This window comes from Geopseudomonas sagittaria (genome assembly GCF_900115715.1).
GTDB classification, from domain to species: Bacteria; Pseudomonadota; Gammaproteobacteria; order Pseudomonadales; family Pseudomonadaceae; genus Geopseudomonas; species Geopseudomonas sagittaria.
In genome coordinates this window covers 88,399-105,249 of the sequence record NZ_FOXM01000013.1, presented here as the reverse complement: position 1 = coordinate 105,249, position 16,851 = coordinate 88,399, and the positions used below count along the sequence as shown (strand labels likewise).

At 69.0% G+C, this 16,851-nt stretch carries 17 protein-coding genes and 2 tRNA genes; 10 read left to right on the top strand and 9 right to left on the bottom strand.

Features of this window, described 5'->3' with window-relative positions; translation table 11 throughout:
• The first annotated feature begins 5 nt into the window (after positions 1-5).
• Positions 6-1,325 carry a S41 family peptidase gene (locus BM297_RS15885; RefSeq protein ID WP_092433223.1) on the top strand — a complete coding sequence of 440 codons (1,320 nt, stop codon included), beginning with the start codon at positions 6-8 and terminating at the stop codon, positions 1,323-1,325.
• A 197-nt stretch (positions 1,326-1,522) separates the two neighbouring features.
• On the opposite strand, the gene hisF is transcribed toward BM297_RS15885, so the two are convergent.
• The 5 genes from hisF to hisB form a co-directional block, all read right to left on the bottom strand.
• Positions 1,523-2,293, bottom strand: a complete 771-nt coding sequence (gene hisF, locus BM297_RS15880; RefSeq protein ID WP_092433222.1) for an imidazole glycerol phosphate synthase subunit HisF — start codon at positions 2,291-2,293, stop codon at positions 1,523-1,525.
• 189 nt (positions 2,294-2,482) lie between these two features.
• On the bottom strand, positions 2,483-3,220 hold the full coding sequence (gene hisA / locus BM297_RS15875; RefSeq protein WP_092433221.1) for a 1-(5-phosphoribosyl)-5-[(5-phosphoribosylamino)methylideneamino]imidazole-4-carboxamide isomerase: 738 nt from the start codon (positions 3,218-3,220) through the stop codon (positions 2,483-2,485).
• A 36-nt stretch (positions 3,221-3,256) separates the two neighbouring features.
• Positions 3,257-3,517 carry a DUF2164 domain-containing protein gene (locus BM297_RS15870; protein WP_092433220.1) on the bottom strand — a complete coding sequence of 87 codons (261 nt, stop codon included), beginning with the start codon at positions 3,515-3,517 and terminating at the stop codon, positions 3,257-3,259.
• Positions 3,517-4,155, bottom strand: coding sequence for an imidazole glycerol phosphate synthase subunit HisH (gene hisH, locus BM297_RS15865; protein WP_092433218.1), 639 nt, complete (start codon positions 4,153-4,155; stop codon positions 3,517-3,519). The genes BM297_RS15870 and hisH overlap by 1 nt, the downstream gene beginning before the upstream one ends.
• Complete coding sequence (hisB, locus tag BM297_RS15860; protein ID WP_092433216.1) at positions 4,155-4,748, bottom strand: imidazoleglycerol-phosphate dehydratase HisB; 594 nt, start codon at positions 4,746-4,748, stop codon at positions 4,155-4,157. Before hisB ends, hisH begins: the two co-directional genes overlap by 1 nt.
• A 148-nt stretch (positions 4,749-4,896) precedes the next feature.
• Here hisB and BM297_RS15855 point away from each other — a divergent pair, with 148 nt between their 5' ends.
• From BM297_RS15855 to BM297_RS15830, 6 genes are all read left to right on the top strand, one after another.
• Positions 4,897-5,301, top strand: coding sequence for an acetyl-CoA sensor PanZ family protein (locus tag BM297_RS15855; protein WP_092433214.1), 405 nt, complete (start codon positions 4,897-4,899; stop codon positions 5,299-5,301).
• Between the two features lie 142 nt (positions 5,302-5,443).
• Entirely contained in the window at positions 5,444-7,681 is a 2,238-nt protein-coding gene (locus tag BM297_RS15850) for an AsmA family protein (protein WP_092433213.1), read from the top strand.
• Positions 7,682-7,858: 177 nt separating this feature from the next.
• On the top strand, positions 7,859-8,935 hold the full coding sequence (mutY, locus tag BM297_RS15845; protein ID WP_092433209.1) for an A/G-specific adenine glycosylase: 1,077 nt from the start codon (positions 7,859-7,861) through the stop codon (positions 8,933-8,935).
• Positions 8,936-9,014: 79 nt separating this feature from the next.
• The gene (locus tag BM297_RS15840) at positions 9,015-9,287 is read left to right on the top strand and encodes an oxidative damage protection protein (RefSeq protein WP_092433204.1); all 273 of its coding nucleotides are present in this window, start codon (positions 9,015-9,017) and stop codon (positions 9,285-9,287) included.
• A gap of 109 nt (positions 9,288-9,396) precedes the next feature.
• Positions 9,397-9,472 (top strand) — tRNA-Phe (locus tag BM297_RS15835).
• A gap of 28 nt (positions 9,473-9,500) precedes the next feature.
• Positions 9,501-9,576, top strand: a tRNA-Phe gene (locus tag BM297_RS15830).
• A gap of 68 nt (positions 9,577-9,644) precedes the next feature.
• Here the strand turns inward: BM297_RS15830 and BM297_RS15825 are convergent.
• A complete protein-coding gene (locus BM297_RS15825) occupies positions 9,645-10,175 on the bottom strand; it encodes a DUF3617 domain-containing protein (RefSeq protein WP_092433202.1) in 531 nt (176 codons plus the stop codon).
• A 335-nt stretch (positions 10,176-10,510) separates the two neighbouring features.
• On the opposite strand from BM297_RS15825, the gene BM297_RS15820 reads away from it, so the two are divergent.
• Both BM297_RS15820 and ypfJ read left to right on the top strand, forming a co-directional pair.
• Entirely contained in the window at positions 10,511-11,053 is a 543-nt protein-coding gene (locus BM297_RS15820) for a hypothetical protein (protein ID WP_092433201.1), read from the top strand.
• Between the two features lie 215 nt (positions 11,054-11,268).
• Positions 11,269-12,135, top strand: a complete 867-nt coding sequence (gene ypfJ, locus BM297_RS15815; protein ID WP_092433199.1) for a KPN_02809 family neutral zinc metallopeptidase — start codon at positions 11,269-11,271, stop codon at positions 12,133-12,135.
• 46 nt (positions 12,136-12,181) lie between these two features.
• On the opposite strand, the gene BM297_RS15810 is transcribed toward ypfJ, so the two are convergent.
• Together BM297_RS15810 and tesB are read right to left on the bottom strand one after the other, a co-directional pair.
• Positions 12,182-12,784 carry an HAD family hydrolase gene (locus BM297_RS15810; RefSeq protein ID WP_092433285.1) on the bottom strand — a complete coding sequence of 201 codons (603 nt, stop codon included), beginning with the start codon at positions 12,782-12,784 and terminating at the stop codon, positions 12,182-12,184.
• Between the two features lie 10 nt (positions 12,785-12,794).
• The gene (tesB, locus tag BM297_RS15805; RefSeq protein ID WP_092433197.1) at positions 12,795-13,670 is read right to left on the bottom strand and encodes an acyl-CoA thioesterase II; all 876 of its coding nucleotides are present in this window, start codon (positions 13,668-13,670) and stop codon (positions 12,795-12,797) included.
• A gap of 235 nt (positions 13,671-13,905) precedes the next feature.
• Here tesB and BM297_RS15800 point away from each other — a divergent pair, with 235 nt between their 5' ends.
• Positions 13,906-14,820 carry a histone deacetylase family protein gene (locus BM297_RS15800; protein ID WP_092433195.1) on the top strand — a complete coding sequence of 305 codons (915 nt, stop codon included), beginning with the start codon at positions 13,906-13,908 and terminating at the stop codon, positions 14,818-14,820.
• 123 nt (positions 14,821-14,943) lie between these two features.
• Here the strand turns inward: BM297_RS15800 and speA are convergent, their stop codons facing one another.
• The gene (gene speA, locus BM297_RS15795) at positions 14,944-16,848 is read right to left on the bottom strand and encodes an arginine decarboxylase (RefSeq protein ID WP_092433194.1); all 1,905 of its coding nucleotides are present in this window, start codon (positions 16,846-16,848) and stop codon (positions 14,944-14,946) included.
• Positions 16,849-16,851 lie beyond the last annotated feature (3 nt).

The following is a 16,851-nucleotide window of genomic DNA, read 5'->3' as shown; positions in this document are numbered from 1 at the left end:
TCCCCATGTCGTCGCGTTTCCGTCTCTCCGCCCTGGCCCTGTCCCTTGCGCTGCTCGGCGCCGCGCCCCTGGTGCAGGCCGCGGAGCCGGCCGCAGGCGCCGACAGCGCCGCGGTGGCCGGCAAGGCCGTCCTGCCGCTGGACGAACTGCGCACCTTTGCCGAAGTGCTCGACCGCATCAAGAGCGCCTATGTCGAGCCGATCGACGACAAGACCCTGCTGGAAAACGCCATCAAGGGCATGCTCAGCAACCTCGACCCGCACTCCGCCTACCTCGAGCCGGAGGACTTCCAGGAGCTGCAGGAAAGCACCAGCGGCGAATTCGGCGGCCTCGGCATCGAGGTCGGCCAGGAGGACGGCCTGCTCAAGGTGATCTCGCCGATCGACGATACCCCGGCGGCGCGCGCCGGCATCGAGGCCGGCGACCTGATCCTGCGCATCGACGGCCAGCCGACCAAGGGCTGGAGCCTGATGGAGGCGGTGGACAAGCTGCGCGGCAAGCCCGGCAGCCAGATCGAGCTGACCCTGGTGCGCGAAGGCGGCAAGCCGTTCACCCTCAAGCTAGAGCGCGCGGTGATCAAGGTGCTCAGCGTGAAGAGCGAGCTGCTGGAAAAGGGTTACGGCTACCTGCGCATCAGCCAGTTCCAGGTCAACAGCGGCGAGGAAGTCGCCAAGGCGCTGGCCAAGCTGCAGAAGGACAACGGCGGCAAGCTCGGCGGCCTGGTCCTCGACCTGCGCAACAACCCCGGCGGCGTGCTGCAGGCGGCGGTGGAAGTCTCCGACCATTTCCTCAACAAGGGCCTGATCGTCTACACCAAGGGGCGCATCGCCAACTCCGAGCTGCGCTTCTCCGCCGACTCGGCCGACGCCAGCCAGGGCGTGCCGCTGGTGGTGCTGATCAACGGCGGCAGCGCCTCGGCGGCGGAGATCGTCGCCGGCGCCCTGCAGGACCACAAGCGCGCCGTGCTGATGGGCACCGACAGCTTCGGCAAGGGTTCGGTGCAGACCGTGCTGCCGCTGACCAACGACCGCGCGCTGAAGCTGACCACCGCGCTGTACTACACCCCCAACGGCCGCTCGATCCAGGCCCAGGGCATAGTCCCGGACATCGTCGTCGAGCGCGGCACGGTGACCCGCGACAGCAGCCAGGCGCAGGGCATCAAGGAAGCCGACCTGCCCGGCCACCTCGGCAACGGCAACGGCGGCGCGGACCGGCCGAGCAACGGCAAGACCGCGCCAGCCACCGTGAGTGCGCAGGACAAGGACTACCAGCTGAGCCAGGCGCTCAACCTGCTCAAGGGCCTGAACATCACCCGCAAGCAGTAAGGGCTCCAGCCAACGCCCCCGGCTCTTGTGGGAGGCCCGACCTCGGGGCGAAGCTTTTGCCCTGCTGGCGGGCCTGCACCGCGCATCGCCGCGAGGGCGCGCCTCCTCCAGGCTGCATGGCCTGAGAGCCCAGGCCTGAAACGCAGAAGCCCGGGACTGTGCCCGGGCTTCTGCATTCTGGAGCAGGCGAAGCGCGCTCAGCGCACCACAATGCCGCGGCTGGCCAGGTAGGCCTTGGCCTCCGGCACGGTGTACTCGCCGAAGTGGAAGATGCTCGCCGCCAGCACCGCGTCGGCCTTGCCCTCGAGGATGCCAGCGGCCAGGTGCTCGAGGTTGCCGACGCCGCCGGAGGCGATCACCGGGATGCCCACCGCCTCGCTGATCGCGCGGGTCACGCCTAGGTCGTAGCCGCTCTTCACGCCGTCCTGGTCCATGCTGGTCAGCAGGATCTCGCCGGCGCCGAAGTCTTCCATCTTCTTCGCCCAGAGCACCGCGTCCAGACCGGTGGGCTTGCGCCCGCCGTGGGTGAAGATTTCCCAGCGCGGGGTTTCGCCGGGCAGGGAGACCTTCTTGGCGTCGATGGCCACCACGATGCACTGCGAGCCAAAACGCTGCGCCGCCTCGCGGACGAATTCCGGGGTGAACACCGCGGCGGTGTTGATCGACACCTTGTCGGCACCGGCATTCAGCAGGTTGCGGATGTCCTGCACGGTGCGCACGCCGCCACCGACGGTCAGCGGGATGAACACCTGGCTGGCCATGCGCTCGACGGTGTGCAGGGTGGTGTCGCGACCATCGACGCTGGCGGTGATGTCGAGGAAGGTGATCTCGTCGGCGCCCTGCTCGTCGTAGCGGCGGGCGATCTCCACCGGATCGCCGGCGTCGCGGATGTTCTCGAACTGGACACCCTTGACCACGCGGCCATTGTCCACGTCGAGGCAGGGAATGATGCGTTTGGCGAGGGCCATGGTCTGTCTCTCTCGTCGGTTGCATGCCGGCTTCGCTGATGGTTCCCACGCTCTGCGTGGCAACCCCGCTCGGGACGCTCGGCGTCCCCGGCTGCGTCCCCACACCGGCGCATGGGGCCATCAATCGTTATCGGGACGCGAAGCGTCCCCGGTTGCGTTCCCACGCAGAGCGTGGGAACGGTCACTACCTCAGCCCTTGAAACCGTCGCACAGCGCCTGCGCCTCGGCCACGTCCAGCGTGCCTTCGTAGATCGCCCGGCCGGTGATGGCGCCGACGATGCCCCGGTTGCGGGTGTCGAGCAGCTTCTGGATGTCGCCGAGGTTGTGGATGCCGCCGGAGGCGATCACCGGGATGCGGCTGGCATTGGCCAGGGCCACGGTGGCCTCGACGTTGCAGCCCTGCATCATGCCGTCCTTGGCGATGTCGGTGTAGACGATCGCCGCCACGCCATCGGCCTCGAAGCGCTTGGCCAGGTCGGTGGCCTGCACGCTGGAGACTTCCGCCCAGCCGTCGGTGGCGACGAAGCCGTCCTTGGCGTCCAGGCCGACGATCACCTTGCCGGGGAAGGCGCGGCAGGCCTCGGCGACGAATTCCGGCTGCTTGACCGCCTTGGTGCCGATGATCACGTAGCTGACGCCGGCGCGCACGTAGTGCTCGATGGTTTCCAGCGAGCGGATGCCGCCGCCGATCTGGATCGGCAGCTGCGGATAGCGCTTGGCGATGGCGGTGACCACCTCGCCGTTGACAGGCTGGCCCTCGAAGGCGCCGTTGAGGTCGACCAGGTGCAGGCGGCGGCAGCCGCCCTCGACCCACTTGGCGGCCATCGCCACCGGATCGTCGGAGAACACCGTGGCGTCGTCCATCAGGCCCTGGCGCAGACGCACGCAGGCGCCGTCTTTGAGGTCGATCGCGGGGATAATCAGCATCGGTTGAACCTGCTCAAGTCTTGAATTCGGTAAGGGTCAGCTCTTCTCGAGCGCCCACAAGTCGCTTTCGATGCTCTCGAACCTGTCTTTCAGGTGCGCCTGCACATCGAGGATCGCCTTGTTGTAGAAGTGCGGGGCAATGTCGCGGGCGAACAGATCCAGCAGTTCCTGCGCCTCGAAGGAGCCCAGCTCCAGCTCGAAGCGCTCGGAGAGGAAGCGCTTGAGGATCTGCTGCGCGGCCTGCTCCTGCGCGCTGTCCAGCGCGAGGAGCGGCGCCTTGCCCTTGGCCCGGCTCATCAGCGGCGGCCGTCCCAGCTCACGAAGTTCTGCAGCAGCTGCAGGCCGTGGGTGTGGCTCTTCTCCGGGTGGAACTGCACGGCGAAGCGCGAGCCCTCGGCCAGCGCCGCGGCGAAGTCCTTGCCGTAGTGACCGCGGCCGGCTACCTGCGCCGGGTTGCCGGCCTCGACGTAGTAGCTGTGCACGAAGTAGAAGCGCCCGCCGTCGGGGATCTCGTGCCACAGCGGGTGGTCGATGCTCTGCTGCACCTCGTTCCAGCCCATGTGCGGCACCTTGAGCTGCTCGCCGTCCTCGACCATGCCCTTGCCGAAGAAACGCACCTGGCCGGGGAACAGACCGATGCAGTCGACGCCGTCGTTCTCCTCGCTGCGATCGAGCAGCGCCTGCATGCCGACGCAGATGCCGAGGAACGGCCGGTCCTGGCTGACCTCGCGCACCAACTCGTCGAAGCCCAGGCGGCGGATCTCGGCCATGCAGTCGCGGATCGCGCCGACGCCGGGGAACACCACGCGGTCAGCCTCGCGGATCGCGTTGGCGTCGCTGGTCACCAGCACCCGACCGGCGCCGACGTGCTCCAGCGCCTTGGCCACCGAGTGCAGGTTGCCCATGCCGTAGTCGATGACGGCGACGGTCTGCATTACAGGCACCCCTTGGTCGACGGCATCTGCCCGGCCATGCGCGGGTCCAGCTCGACGGCCATGCGCAAGGCGCGGCCGAAGGCCTTGAACACCGTCTCGATCTGGTGGTGGGTGTTGCTGCCGCGCAGGTTGTCGATGTGCAGGCTGACCAGGGCGTGGTTGACGAAGCCCTGGAAGAACTCCTGGAACAGGTCGACGTCGAAGCCGCCGACCGTGGCGCGGGTGTAGGGCACGTTCATGGTCAGGCCAGGACGGCCGGAGAAGTCGATCACCACGCGCGACAGCGCCTCGTCCAGCGGCACGTAGGAGTGCCCGTAGCGGACGATGCCCTTCTTGTCACCGATGGCCCGGGCGAAGGCCTGGCCGACGGTGATGCCGACGTCCTCCACGGTGTGGTGGTCGTCGATGTGCAGGTCGCCCTTGCACTCGATATCCAGGTCGATCAGCCCGTGGCGGGCGATCTGGTCGAGCATGTGCTCGAGGAAGGGTACTCCGATGTCGAATCGGGCCTTGCCGGTGCCATCCAGATTGATGGAAACCTTGACCTGGGTTTCCAGGGTATTGCGCTCGACGGACGCCTTGCGTTCGGCCATTGCCAGCTCCACAGAATCACGGGCGGATATGAACGCGCATTATAGGCCGGGGCCACCCCGGCGGGCTACCGGCGCCGGCTGTGCCGCAGTTCGGAGCACGTCCCCGGCAAAAGGCATAAGATTCGCCCATCGTTCCGAGGAGTGCACCATGCCCGTCATTGTCGAAACCGTCGTCCAGCCCAGCGCGCAGGACCGTAGCGACCTGGAAAAGATCTACGCCGACGCCCCCGCCTGGCTGCTGGCCCCCTACCCCGACGCGGCCAGCCTGATCGACGCCGGCCTGGCCGGCGGCTGGCTGATCGCCGGGCGCTTCAACGCCCGCCTGCTCGGCGCCGCCTGGCTGCGCCAGGACGCCGACGGCTGGAACCTGTCGCACCTGTGCGTGCGCAAGATCACCCGCGGCCGCGGGGTCGGCCAGCGCCTGATCGCCGAGGCCCGCCAGCGTGCCGGCGAGACCTGCCAGCCCCTGCGTCTGCAGGCGCCGACCCGCCAGCTGGAAGTGCAGGCACTGGCACGCCGCCTGGACCTGGCCTTGGTCGACCTCACCGACTGAGGCGGCCGCGCGGGGAACCACCCCGCGCAATTGCCCTCCAACTCCTGCTGCAAGACCCGGCGCAAGCGTGCCGGGACTCTCCTTCGGCGCCGGAGCGATATACTTCGCCCCAGCCTCCGCATTGCACAAGGACTCGTCCGCCATGAAAACCTTCGGCAAGTTTCTCGGCCTGCTGCTGCTCGGCCTGCTGCTGGTCATAGTCGCGCTGGGCTTCGCCCTCACCCAGCTGTTCGACCCCAACGACTACAAGGATGAGATCCGCCAGCTGGCCCGCGACAAGGCCAATCTGGAGCTCGAGCTCAAGGGCGAGATCGGCTGGAGCCTGTTCCCCTGGCTGGGCCTGGAGCTGCACGACACCACCCTGGCCAGCGCCGCCAGCCCGCAGCAGCCGTTCGCCGACGTCGGCATGCTCGGCCTGTCGGTGCGCGTGCTGCCGCTGCTCAGCCGCGAAGTGCAGATGAGCGACATCCGCGTCGACGGCCTGACCCTGCGCCTCGAACGCGACGCCAAGGGCCGCGGCAACTGGCAGGACATCGGCCAGCCGGCCGCCAGCGGCGCGAAAACGCCCGCCGCCCAGACCCCGACCGGCGGCAGCGAGGCGCCCGCCGCGGCGACGACCGCGAGCAAGGCCGCCCCGGCGCTCAAGCTGGACATCGACAGCCTGGCGATGAGCAACGCGCGCATCGAATACCGCGACGCGCGCAGCGGCCAGCAGTACACCCTCGAAGGCCTCGATCTGCGCACCGGCGCGATCCGCGAGGGCGCCAGCATCCCGCTGACCCTCAAGGGCTACTTCGGCACCAACCAGCCGGTGCTGCGCGCCCGCGGCGAACTCACCGCCAGCCTGCGCTTCGACACCGCCCTCAAGCGCTACCAGCTGGAGAATGCCCAGCTCAAGGGCGAGGTTTCCGGCGAACCGCTGAACAATCAGACCCTCGCCTTCGACCTGCAGGGCCAGCTGCTCGCCGACCTCGCCGCCCAGGTCGCCGAATGGAACAGCCTCAAGCTGACCGCCAACCAGCTCAGCCTGCTCGGCGAGCTGAAGGTGCGCGAACTGGACAAGCAGCCCAAGCTCGAAGGCGGCCTGTCGATCGCCGAGTTCGACCTGCGCGCCTTCCTCACGGGCATCGGCCAGAGCCTGCCGCCGATGGCCGACGGCAACAGTCTCCAGCGCTTCGCCCTGGCCAGCCGCCTCAGTGGCAGCCCGAGCAGTCTGACCCTGCAGGACCTCAAGCTGCAGCTCGACGACAGCAGCTTCACCGGCCAGCTCGCGGTGACCGACTTCAGCCGGCAGAGCCTGCGCGCCCAGCTCAAGGGCAACCGCCTCGACCTCGACCGCTACCTGGCGCCGCCGAGCCAGCAAGCCGATGCCGCCAGCGCCAGCCGCAAGGCCGAAGTCAAGCAGGAGGTCGCCCAGGGTGCCGGCAACGGCAGCACGCCGCTGCCGAACCAGCCGACCAACCAGGCGTGGAGCGAGGAAAAACTGCTGCCTCTGGAGGCCCTGCGCAAGCTGGACGCCGAAGTCGCCCTCAGCCTCGGCCAGCTGACCCTGCGCAAGCTGCCGATCGACAGCGCCAGCCTCAAGTTCAAGGCCCAGGGCGGCCAGCTCACCCTCAACGAGCTGCGCGGCAACCTGTTCGACGGCCGCTTCGCCCTCAGCGGCAACCTCGATGCGCGCAGCGACGCACCGCAGCTGCAGCTCGCCCCCCAGCTCAACGACATCCCCCTGGAGCGCCTGCTCAAGACCCTCAAGCCGGAGGAAAAACCGCCGCTGCGCGGCAACCTGCAGCTGGACGCCAATCTCCAGGCCCGCGGCAACAGCGAGAAGGCGCTGATCGACAGCCTCGGCGGCAACGCCAGCTTTGTCATCGACGACGGCGCGCTGGCCGACGCCAACCTCGAGCAGCAGCTGTGCCGTGGCATCGCCACCCTCAACCGCAAGGTGCCGAGCCGCGAATTCACCGACAAGGACACCCCGTTCCGCGAACTGCGCGGCAGCCTGCTGCTGCGCAATGGCGTGGCCAGCAACCAGGACCTGCGCGCGCGCATCCCCGGCCTGACCGTCAACGGCAAGGGCAACATCGACCTGCGCGTGCTCGGCCTCGACTACCGCGTCGGCGTGGTGCTCGAAGGCGACCAGCGCGAGATGCCCGACCCGGCCTGCCAGGTCAACGAACGCTACGTCGGCATCGAATGGCCGCTGCGCTGCCGCGGCCCGCTGGAGCTGGGCGCCAAGGCCTGCCGCCTGGACCAGGACGGCCTCGGTAAGATCGCCGCCAAACTGGCCGGCGAGAAGCTGACCGAGAAGCTCGACGAGAAGCTCGGCGACAAGGTCAGCCCGGAACTCAAGGACGCCCTCAAGGGCCTGTTCCAGCGCTGACCCCCTCAGCCCAGGGCAATCGCACGAGCGCCGCGCTCCCCTTGTCCAGCCAGCGGGAGGCGATAGCGGTAGCTGCCAGCTCATGCGATTGCCCCACAGCCTGTGGGGACGATTCGACCGCCATGACCCTGTACCATGGCGGTCGAACTCCTCCTGCGATCCCCTGCCGCCCAGCCTATGACCGCTCCCGCCCCCACCGCCGACTTCGCCGCCCGCGTGCTCGCCTGGTTCGACCAGCATGGCCGCCACGACCTGCCCTGGCAGCAGGACATCAATCCCTACCGGGTGTGGGTGTCGGAAATCATGCTGCAGCAGACCCAGGTGGCCACCGTGCTCGGCTACTACCAGCGATTCATGTCCGCTTTACCGACGGTAGAAGCGCTGGCCGCCGCCAGCGCCGACGAGGTGCTGCACCTGTGGACCGGCCTCGGCTACTACAGCCGCGCGCGCAACCTGCACCAGACCGCGCGGATCGTGGTCGCCGAGCACGGCGGCGAGTTCCCGCGCGCGGTGGCGGCGCTCGCCGAGCTGCCCGGCATCGGCCGCTCCACCGCCGGCGCCATCGCCAGCATCAGCATGGGCCTGCGCGCGCCGATCCTCGACGGCAACGTCAAGCGCGTGCTGGCACGCTTTCTCGCCCAGGACGGCTATCCCGGCGAGATGCGGGTGGCCGCGCAGCTGTGGGACGCCGCCGAACGCCTGACCCCGCACGCGCGGGTCAACCACTACACCCAGGCGATGATGGATCTGGGCGCCACCCTGTGCACCCGCAGCAAGCCGAGCTGCCTGCTCTGCCCGCTAGCCGCCGACTGCCAGGCGCACCGCCTCGGCCGCGAAACCGACTACCCGCAGCCCAAGCCACGCAAGGCGCTGCCGCAGAAACACACCCTGATGCCGCTGCTGCACGACGGCGAGGGTGCCATCCTGCTCTACCGCCGGCCGGCCAGCGGCCTGTGGGGTGGCCTGTGGAGCCTGCCGGAACTGGCGCAGCGCGGCGAACTGGCCGAACTGGCCGCCCGCCACGGCCTGCGCCTGGGCAGCGAGCAGACCCTCGCCCCGCTGCGCCACACCTTCAGCCACTTCCAGCTGCACATCGAGCCGCTGCTGGTCGCTGCCGCCCGCCAAGGCCACGGCGTGGCCGAAGGCGACTGGCTCTGGTATAACCTCGCCAACCCGCCGCGCCTGGGCCTCGCCGCTCCGGTGAAGAAGCTGCTCAAGCGCGCGCAAGCCGAACTGCAGGGCCAGCCCGCCTAGGGTCCCCGCGCCCGCAGCATCCGGCCTCGCAGAGGCGCCTGCATGCGCCGCTCGCCACCCCGTTTCGAGGAGACAACGTATGACCCGCATGGTGATGTGCCGCAAGTACAACCAGGAACTCCCCGGCCTCGACCGCCAGCCCTTCCCGGGCGCCAAGGGCGAGGACATCTTCAACCACATTTCGCAGCAAGCCTGGAACGAATGGCAGAAGCACCAGACCATGCTGATCAACGAGCGCCGGCTGAACATGATGGACGCCGCCGACCGCAAGTTCCTCCAGGCCGAGATGGACAAGTTCTTCGCCGGCGAGGACTACGCCCAGGCCGAAGGCTACGTGCCGCCGAGCGAGTGAAGTCCGGCCAACAACCCTCCACCGCGGCCAAGTGCTTAAAAAAACTGATTTTTTCGCTGGCAGCAGTTGACGCTCCAGCGGGAAAGACGGTTTAATGCCGGCCGTTGTTGCCCAGGTAGCTCAGTCGGTAGAGCAGGGGATTGAAAATCCCCGTGTCGGCGGTTCGATTCCGTCCCTGGGCACCACTTATTTCAGGTGCCCAATCCCTGATATGCCCAGGTAGCTCAGTCGGTAGAGCAGGGGATTGAAAATCCCCGTGTCGGCGGTTCGATTCCGTCCCTGGGCACCACTGATTCAGTACGGAAAGCCCCGGCCATGTGCCGGGGCTTTCTGCATTCTGGCCGGCGAAAATCACCCTCAGGGCCTCGGCTTGAGTTCCCCGCAGTCCTCGCCCAGCCAGCGCGCGCGGGTTTCCATACGCGAGCTGCCGGCCTGACCGGCCGTGTTGAAGCGACTGTCGATACGGGTGACGAATTCGCGCTCGCTGACGAAGCGGGTCTCGCCCTGCCCTTCGGCATCCGGGCAACGGAAGCGGAATTTCCACAGCCGCTCGCTGCGCTCGGTGATCTCCTGGCTACAGCCGCTCTGCGCATCCTGCAGCGGCAGCTCCTGCGCCTTGACCTGGGCCTCGCTCAGGCACACGCGCAGGCCCTGGCCGCCGGCCTGGATGCCCTTCCCGGCCATAGCCTCCTCCAGCATCTGCCGCTGCTCGGCCGGCAGACTCTCCACCTGACCGAGCAGCTCCTGCATGGGCGGCAGCGGCTGACCATTGACCTGCATGTTGTCGCTGCTCAGCTCCCACAGCCCGGGGAGCACCTCCTGGGCCTGAGCCGGAGCTGCGGCGACCAGCAGACTGGCCGCCGCGGCCAGGCGGAACAGAGGTTTCATGGCGCACTCCTTTCAAGGTCGACTGCAGCAAGCCTAGCCAAAGCTCGGGCGTCTGCCGCGAGCATCAATACTCGACCACCGCAGCGCCACTGGCCGGCTGCGTCTGGCAGGCCAGCGTCCACAGCCTTCCGGCACCGACAGCGAATGGCAGCGCTGCACTGGCGGCTCCGCGCAGGGCGCGCGAATGCTCAGGAACCGCGCCTGCAGGTGCGGCGGCACGGCGAGCGCGGAGGTGGCGCCCCGACGGGCAGGCAGCCTGACAATACCCATACATTTTTTAAGGTTGGATTCAGCGCGGCGGCGGAGGATGGCGCCACACCGCTTCGGAGCCCCCCATGAAACGCCACGGCATCGCCCTGCTCCTCGTCCTGGCCAGCTCGCTGGCGCTGGCCGAATCCGCCTCCCTGCGCGCCAGCGGCGGCGCACCGCTCGTCCAGCCCGACGTCGTCACCGCCGGCGCATACACGCGAGCGCCGCAGCTCGAACTGCCCGCCGGTGCCGCGCAAAAGTGGCTGACCGAATGCGGCCGCTGCCACATGGCCTACCCGCCAGGCCTGCTGCCGGCCAAGGCCTGGGAGCGGCACATGAACAGCCTGAGCCATCACTACGGCAGCGACGCCTCCCTCGGCCCGGCCGAGGAGCAGGCGATCCGCGACTTCCTGCTGCTGGTCTCCAGCAACAACCGCCAGCCGCTGGAAGGCACCGTCAGCGCCGACGAGCAGCCGCGGATCACCGCGACCCGCTGGTTCAAGCGCAGGCACCATGCGGTCAGCGCCAAGCAGTTCGCCGGCAAATCGGTCGGCGGCGCCGGCAACTGCGCGGCCTGCCACCGCAAGGTCGCGCGCGGCTCGTTCGCCAAGGTGAAGATCCCGCGCTAGCGCGGCAGCAGGCGCAGCACCCCAACGCCTGCCAGTAGACGCCGAGCAGCGCCAGAGTGATCAGGCCGCCAGCGACGAGGATCGCCCACCAGGCGCGCGGCGAGAAGAACCGCGCAGCACCAGCGGCACGGACGATCGGACTGGCCGACCGGCCGCGCAGCGGCGACACTGCAGGGAGTGCGGCGGCTGGTCGCCGACCTGACAGGAGAATGCTCATGCGCTGGAAACGGGCGCGACGCAGCGACAACGTGGTGGACGCCCGCGGCCGTGGCGGCATGCACATCGGCAGCGGCAAACTCAGCCTGGGCGGCATCGCCGCCATCGTCATCATCGGCCTGCTGATGGGCAAGGATCCGCTGCAGATCCTCGGCCAGATCGGCGGCGAGCTGGTGCAGCAGCAGGTTCCCGGCGACAGCCAGCCAAGCACGGGCGCCGGCGACGAACACAGCGAGTTCGTCCGCGCCGTGCTTGGCGATACCGAGGACACCTGGCGCGCCCTGTTCCAGGACGCCGGCCAGCAATACCAGGAGCCCAAGCTGGTGCTGTTCAGCGCCAGCGTGCGCTCGGCCTGCGGCCTGGCCAGCGCGGCGGTCGGCCCCTTCTACTGTCCGGCCGACCGCCAGGTGTATCTCGACCTGCAGTTCTTCGCCGAGCTGGAGCAGCGCTTTGCCGCCGCCGGCGACTTCGCCCAGGCCTACGTGATCGCCCACGAGGTCGGCCACCACGTGCAGACCCTGCTCGGTGTCTCGGCCAAGGTCAACGCTGCCCGCCAGCGTGGCGCCACGATGGAGGGCGCCAACGGCCTGCTGGTGCGTCAGGAGCTGCAGGCCGACTGCCTGGCCGGGGTCTGGGCGCACCATGCCCAGCGCCGCCTCGACTGGCTGGAGCCGGGCGACCTGGAAGAGGCGCTGAACGCCGCCAACGCCATCGGCGACGACCGCCTGCAGCGGCATACCCAGGGCCAGGTGGTGCCGGACTCCTTCACCCACGGCACCTCGGCGCAGCGCGTGCGCTGGTTCAGGAACGGCTTCGACGCCGGCGACCCGGGCAGCTGCGACACCTTCAAGGCCGCGCGGCTGTAGGCTGGCCGCACTGCGCCTGCCCCTGCGCGCCGCCAGCCGAGCGTGCTCAGCCGAGCAGGCGCTGCAGCTCGGCGCAGTCGCGGGCGTACAGGTCGGTGAGTTCCGGCCAGGGGTTTTCCGGGTGGTTGACCAGCACGCTGCGCGCGCCGGCGGCCCGCGCACAGTTGAGGTCGTGGACGAAGTCGCCGACCATCGCCAGCTCGCCCGGTGCCACCGCCCAGCGCGCCGCCAGCTGCAGCAGGCCGTGCGGCTGCGGCTTGGGCGGCGCCTCGTCGCGACCGAGGATGTCGTCGACCACGAAGCAGTCGAGCAGGCCGATCGCCTCGAGGGTGAGCAGCGCCAGCGGTCGGGCGTTGCGGGTGAGGATGCCCAGCCGGCAGTCGCGGGCGTGCAGCGCGCGCACCAGCGCGCAGGCACCGGGTGCCGGGCGCGCGGCCTCGGCCAGCTCGCGCTCGTGGGCCAGCAGCCAGGCGTGCCGGGGCGCCGCCTCCTGCTCCGGCAAGGCCGCCAGGAAGGCGAGGATGTCGTCCTGCGGCGGAATCTCCAGCGCCCGGCGGATCGCCGCGAAGTCGTGCACGGCGATGGTCAGGGTGCCGTCCATGTCGAACACCCAGTGGCGCAGCTGCGCCAGGGCCGTCCCGCTGGGCATGGCCACGGCGTCAGGCCCAGTCGGCACGGTGGCGGATCAGGCCTTCCTGGGCCACCGAGGCGAGCAACTGCCCCGCCCGGTTGAAGATGTTGCCGCGGGTGAAGCCGCGGCCGTTGCCGGCCCAGGGGCTGTCCAGGGCATACAGCATCCACTCGTCGGCGCGCACGTCACGGCTGTGGAACCACAGCGAATGATCGAGACTGGCGATCTGCATCGAGCGCTGCCAGAAGGACACGCCATGGGGCAGCAGCGCGGTGGTCAGCAGGCCGAAGTCGCTGGCGTAGGCCATCAGGTACTTGTGCAGCGCCGGGTTGTCCGGCAGCGTGCCGGCGGCGCGCACCCACAGGTACTTGAACGGCGCACGCGCCTGCGGATGACCGGCATCGGCCGGGTCGACCGGGCGGATCTCGATCGGCATGTCGAAGAACAGCGGCTCGCGCATCCCCTCCGGACGCTCGTAACCGAGCGCGTTGCTCAGCTCCTGCTCGGAAGCCAGCTCCTCCGGCCCTGGCACGTCGGGCATGCTCGGCGTCTGGTGGCTGAAGCCCTCCTCCTCCTGCTGGAACGAAACGCTGCAGCTGTAGATCGGCCGGCCCTTCTGGATCGCCAGCACGCGGCGCGTGGCGAAGCTGCCGCCGTCGCGCACCCGGTCGACCTCGTAGACCACCGGCAGGGTGGCGTCGCCTGGGCGCAGGAAGTAGGCATGCATGGAGTGCATGTGGCGCTCGACCGCCACCGTCTGGCTGGCTGCCGACAGCGACTGGCCGATCACCTGGCCGCCGAACAGCTGGCGAAAGCCCAGATCCTGGCTGACGCCGCGGAACAGGTTTTCCTCGATGGTTTCCAGGCTGAGCAGGGCCACCAGCTCGTCGAGCACTTGGGTCATGCTGTCTCTCCTTCAGGCACGGCTGGGCGATCGCGCGCAGGCGCCGGCCGACGCTATTGAACAAGGGGCCGGCGGACGGCGGAGACGGACTGCGCCGCGCAGGCGGTTGACGAAATGGTAAAGGCTTTATGCCGGCACTGCCGAGCACTTTATGCGGGGCCGGCGGCCACCGGCACTCTGCCATTCGGCGCCGTGCGGCGCATAATGACGGATCCCTCCTCGCCTGCCGCCGATCATGCCGCTGCCCCTGGTCTATCACGACGACTACAGCCCGCCGTTTCCGGCCGAGCACCGCTTCCCCATGGAGAAGTTCCGACTGCTCCACGAGCACCTGCGCGGCACGGCCCTGGCAGCGGACTACCACGCGCCCGAGCTGTGCCCGCGGGACATCCTCGCCCTCGCCCACGCTCCAGCCTACATCGAGCGCTACCTGAGCGGCGAGCTGCCGCGCGAGGAACAGCGCCGCCTCGGCCTGCCGTGGAGCGCGGCGCTGGCGCGGCGCACGGTGCGCGCGGTAGGCGGCTCGCTGCTGACCGCCGAGCTGGCCCTCGCCCATGGCCTGGCCTGCAACCTCGCCGGCGGCACCCACCATGCCCATTACGACCATCCGTCCGGTTTCTGCATCTTCAACGACCTGGCGGTGATCGCCCGCTACCTGCTGGCCAGCGGGCGGGTGCACCGGGTGCTGATCTTCGACTGCGACGTACATCAGGGCGACGGCACCGCGCGCCTGCTGGAAGACTGCCGCGACGCGGTGACCGTGTCGTTGCACTGCGAGCGAAACTTCCCGGCCAGCAAGGCGCACAGCGACTGGGACATCGCCCTGGCCGCCGGCATGGGCGACGCCGAGTACCTGCAGACGGTCGACGAACTGCTCAACTACCTGCTGACCATCTACCAGCCCGACCTGGTGCTCTACGACGCCGGAGTCGACGTGCACAAGAACGACGCCCTCGGCCTGCTGGAGCTCAGCGATGCCGGCATCGCCGCGCGCGACCTGACGGTACTGCGCCATTGCCTGGGCCGCGACATCCCGGTGGCCGGGCTGATCGGCGGCGGCTACGACCGTGACCGCCAGGTGCTGGCACGCCGCCACGCCATCCTCCAGCACAGCGCCGCGCAGGTGTGGGAGGAATTCGGGCTGCGCTGAGGGCTCGGTCGTAGGGTAGAAGACTCGCGCAGCGATCTTCTACCACGCCCCGGACACCGGCCCCGACCAGGGCGGACAACGCTGCGCGGTTGTCCACCCTACACCTACCCTACAGGCAGCGATTCAGGTCGACAGGTACGACGAGCGGGTCAGCCCCAGGCGCAGGGCGTCGAGAAAGCGCGTGCGCTCGATGACGCTGAGGCTGGCGCTGGCGACCTTCTCGCGGTACAGCGACATCAGCTCGGCCGGCTCCAGGTGCACGTAGCGCAGCATGTCCTCGATGGTGTCGTGGGTCTCGATGCCGGCGTGGAACACGCTGCCATCGCCGCGCTGGTAGATGTTCACCGAATCGGTATCGCCGAACAGGTTGTGCATGTCGCCGAGGATCTCCTGGTAGGCGCCGACCAGGAACACGCCGAGCAGGTAGTCCTCGCCCTCGCGCAGCGCATGCACCGGCAGGCTGGTCTCGATGCTCTGCTCGTCGACGTAGTGCTTGATCTTGCCGTCGGAGTCGCAGGTCAGGTCCTGCAGCACCGCGCGGCGCTGCGGCTGCTCGTCGAGGCGGTGGATCGGCAGGATCGGCAGGATCTGGTCGATCGCCCAGGTGTCCGGCAGGCTCTGGAACACCGAGAAGTTGCAGATGTACTTGTCGGCCAGCTTGTCGTTGAGTTCGTCGAGCACCGCGCGGTGCGAGCGCTGGCGCGCCTGCAGCTGGTCGTACAGGCGCCGGCAGATGGCGAAGTAGCACTGCTCGGCCAGCGCCTTCTGCGCCAGCGACAGCTTGCCGGCGGAATACTGCGCGGCCGTCTCGCCGACGAAGTGGGTGGCGCGCCAGTAGGTCTCGGCGACCATCTCCGGATCGCTCGGGCCGAGCAGGTCGATCAGCGCCTGCAGCGTTTCCGGCTGCTCCCACGCCGGGTCGAGCGCCGGCACGCTGTCGTTGTGGCACTCGACGTCGGTGACCTGCATCACCAGCACCGCGTGGTGGGCGGTCATCGCCCGGCCGCTCTCGGAAAAGATGTGCGGGTGCGGCAGCTCCTGGCGGTCGCAGAACTCCTTGAGCATGTCGACCACCGTGGCGGCGTAGTCGTCCATGTCGTAGTTGATCGAGCTGGCGTTGCGCGAGTGGGTGCCGTCGTAGTCGACGCCGAGGCCGCCGCCGACGTCGACGTGGTCGACCGGCAGGCCGAGGGCGCGCAGCTCGCCGTAGTAACGGATCGCCTCGCGAAAGCCCTTGCGGTAGTCGGCGATGTTGGCGATCTGCGAGCCCATGTGGAAGTGCAGCAGGCGGATGCCCTGGTCGAGGCCGGCGGCGCGGAAGCGCTCGACCACCGCCAGCAGCTGGGCGGCGGACAGGCCGAACTTGGACTTCTCGCCACCGGTGTCGGCCCACTTCGAGGACGCCAGCGAGGACAGCCGCACGCGCAGGCCGATCTGCGGGGCGACGCCGAGGGCGGCGGCCTCCTCGATCACCAGCGCCACCTCGGACTCCTTCTCGATGACGATGAACAGGTTGTGGCCGAGGCGCTGGCCGATCAGCGCCAGGCGGATGAACTCGCGGTCCTTGTAGCCGTTGCAGACGATGGTGCCGCCCTTGGGCGCCAGCGCCAGCACCGCCATCAGCTCGGGCTTGGAGCCGGCCTCCAGGCCAATGGCGACGTTATCGGTGGCGATGATGTTCTCCACCACCGCCTCCTGCTGGTTGACCTTGATCGGGTACAGCGCGGTGTAGCGGTTGCCGTAGCCGAGACGGGCGATGTTGGCGTCGAAGGCGCCGGTGAGCTGGCGCACGCGATCCTGGAGGATGCCGGGGAAGCGCACCAAGAGCGGCAGCGACAGCCCGGAGGCGCGCAGCTGACCGACCAGATCGTGCAGGTCGATCGGCGCACCGTCGGGGCCGTGCGGACGCACCTCGACGTTGCCGGCCTCGTTGATCGCGTAGTAGCCGGCGCCCCAGTGGCGGATGCCGTAGACGCGGCGGCTGTCGACCACGCTCCACTCGCTGCTTGCCGTCTTGCCTTTTGCCATGTC